3 protein-coding genes are annotated in these 2,739 nt (G+C 65.2%); all 3 read right to left on the reverse strand.

Annotated elements, in window-relative coordinates; translation table 11 throughout:
- Positions 1 to 528, reverse strand: a 528-nt coding sequence (locus tag EN884_RS31965; protein WP_128360971.1) for an SDR family NAD(P)-dependent oxidoreductase, incomplete at its 3' end; no start/stop codon positions are given.
- Positions 528 to 1,418 (reverse strand): intradiol ring-cleavage dioxygenase, encoded by an 891-nt coding sequence (locus EN884_RS31970; protein WP_063167503.1) that lies wholly within the window; start codon positions 1,416 to 1,418, stop codon positions 528 to 530. The genes EN884_RS31970 and EN884_RS31965, both read right to left, overlap by 1 nt.
- Before the next feature lie 10 nt (positions 1,419 to 1,428).
- Positions 1,429 to 2,739, reverse strand: a 1,311-nt coding sequence (locus EN884_RS31975; RefSeq protein ID WP_128360972.1) for an FAD-dependent monooxygenase, incomplete at its 5' end; no start/stop codon positions are given.

Here is a 2,739-nt window from a genome sequence, read left to right on the forward strand (position 1 = left end):
CATGTAGGGTGTACCCACGATGCTCTCGTTGATCAGCGAGGCGATGGACGACGTGACGATGATCTGGCCGCCGCCATTCGGCTTCATGTGCCGCACGGCATGCTTGATCGTGGTGTAGACCGAGGTCAGGTTTATCTCGATCACCTTGTCCCAGTGCTCGTCGGGCAGGTTCTCGATGGCGCCCTCGGGGTTCCTTTCGCCCGTCGGGGTGTTGAAGCCCGGCCCGGCGTCGATCCCGGCATTGGCGAACACGACGTCGATCGAGCCGGCCTTCTCGGCCACCTTGTCGAAGGCGGCCGCCATGGCCGCACGGTCGCCGACATCGACGACCTGGCCCCAGACATCGCCACCCGCCGCCCTGATCGCCGCCACGGTCTTCTCCAGCCCGGCAGGGTTCAGGTCGAAGATGCAGACCTTCGCCCCGTGCTCGGCCATGATCTCGGAATAGGCCTGCCCGATGCCGCTGGCGCCGCCGGTGACGATCACCGACTTGCCTCTGACATCGAACATCTTCTCAAGTGCGGCCATCAGTTTCCTCCCTTGCGCGACAGCACGAAATCGAACTCCACGTCGTAGAACGGCGCCGCGACCTCGACCCTGGCCGCGGCTTCGGCGTCCTCGACCTTGCGGAATTCGGCGAGCAGGCTTTTCTTCACGCCGAAGACGGCATCTGAATCGATGTACGGATCGTCCGGATCGAAGATGTGCGTGGTCAGCGCGTCGAAGCCCTCGGCCTCGACGATGTAGTGGAGATGCGCCGGACGATTGGGGTGGCGGCCTAGCGCGCCCAGCAGCCTGCCGACCGGACCGTCATCCGGGATCGGGTAGTATTTGGGCTTCACGCCGCGGAACCAGTAACGTCCGTCCGCACCGGTGCGGAACACCCCGCGCAGATTGAAGTCGGGCTGGATGCCCTTCTGCTGCACGTCGTAGAAACCCTCGTCATTGGCCTGCCAGACGTCGATCTTGGCGCCTGCGATCGGGTTACCCTCGGTATTGAGGATGCGGCCATGCACGAACATCGGCTCGCCCTTCTGGTCGAGGCAGATGTTCGATCCCATTGGCAATTCGGGCGCGTCGGCGACGTGGAAAGGCCCCAGCACCGTGGATTCCGAGGCACCCGACGGCTTGCGGTTGTTGATCGCATCGACCAGCATCGAGACGCCGAGAACATCCGACAGCAGGATGTACTCCTGCCGCCATTCGTTGCAGATCTGGCCCGTCTGCGTCAGGAACATGATCGCGCCGAACCATTCCTCCTGCGTCGGCTCGATCTCCTTCACCGCCTCGTGCAGCTTTCGGGTGATGACCTCCATCACCTCTTTGAGCCGCTCGTCTTTGGCGTTCCTGTTGCGCGCCACGACGACCTCGGCCGAGTTCGCCTCGGTGAAATAGCCGGATTCGTGTTCGTCAATCATGCGATCCTCCTCAGCGCGCCAGAACGGATTTGAAGACCCGGCGCAGTTCGGCCGCCGGATCGGCCGCGAGCGTTTCGGAACGCCAGGCGACGTGGTGGTCGGGACGGACGATCAGGCAGCCGGTGTCGCGGATCTCCCGCGCGCCGGCCCAGTCGCCGGCATGATCCTCGATCGTGCGGCGCGGGCCGATCACATGGCTGCGGATCGGCAGACCGAGCTCCGCGCCCACCGTCTCCGCCGCGGCGACCCACGCCTCGCCGCCAATACCGGTCAAAAGCGTGAACTCGCCATGCCCGCAAAGATCGAGCGTCGAGACCTTCCTGCCCGAGCGCTCGAACACCCAGACATGCGGCAAGCGCGCGCCCGGCCACGTCGTTGGCGCATAGTGCAGCTCGCGATCCTTCTCGAATGCCGGCTCGCGCTGGCCGTCGGTCACCACCGCGCCGGACGCATAGCGCTGGTTCATCTCGACGCCATGGGCGTCGAACTCGTACTTCTTGAAGGCGATAGCCTTGCGGAGCGCCTCGCGCTGCGCTTCGGCCGCGGGCGTCGCGTCGGCGCGGGCCTCCATGTTCCTCTGGATCTTGTCGTGATCGACGCCGCCATCCATGCCGAGCGCCTCGAAGATCGGTCCGAATTCGGCAATGGACTGGTTCGCCCGCGTCACGATCTGGCGCGCGATCGGTGCGCGCTCGGCAGAGTAGCTATCCAGAAGCCCGATGCCCGCCTGCCCCTTGACGACCTTGGCAAGCTTCCAGGCGAGATTGAACCCATCCTGGATCGATGTGTTCGAGCCGAGCCCGTTCGAGGGCGGATGCCGGTGCGCGGCGTCGCCCATGATGAACACCCGCCCCTTCTGCATGTGCGTGGCGAAGCAGTTGTTCACCGTCCAGGTGTTGGCGCCCAGGAGCTCGATCTCGAGCGCGGAATCTCCGACCAATTGACGCGCGACCTCGGTGGCCAGTTCCGGCGTTACCTCCGGCGGCGGCTGGTTGATGTCGTAGCCCCAGACGATCAGCCACTCATCCCACGGCCGCACCATGCGAACCAGACCCATGCCGATGCCGCCGACGTCGGCGCCGGGCTGCATGACCCAGTAGAGGACGCTCGGCCGGTGCGCGACGTATTTCGACAGATCGGCCCTGAACAGGATGTTCATCGAGCCGCCGACGCCCATCTTACCGTCGAGCGGCAGGCCCAGATGCTCGGCCACCAGCGAGTTGCCGCCGTCGGCGCCGACGAGGAACTTCGACCGCACGGTGAAATCCTTACCCGACAGCCGATCGCGGCAGGTCGTGGTCACGCCGTCCGCATCCTGGAC

It is taken from the genome of Mesorhizobium sp. M7A.F.Ca.AU.001.01.1.1, assembly GCF_004022735.1.
Taxonomy (GTDB): Bacteria; Pseudomonadota; Alphaproteobacteria; order Rhizobiales; family Rhizobiaceae; genus Mesorhizobium; species Mesorhizobium ciceri.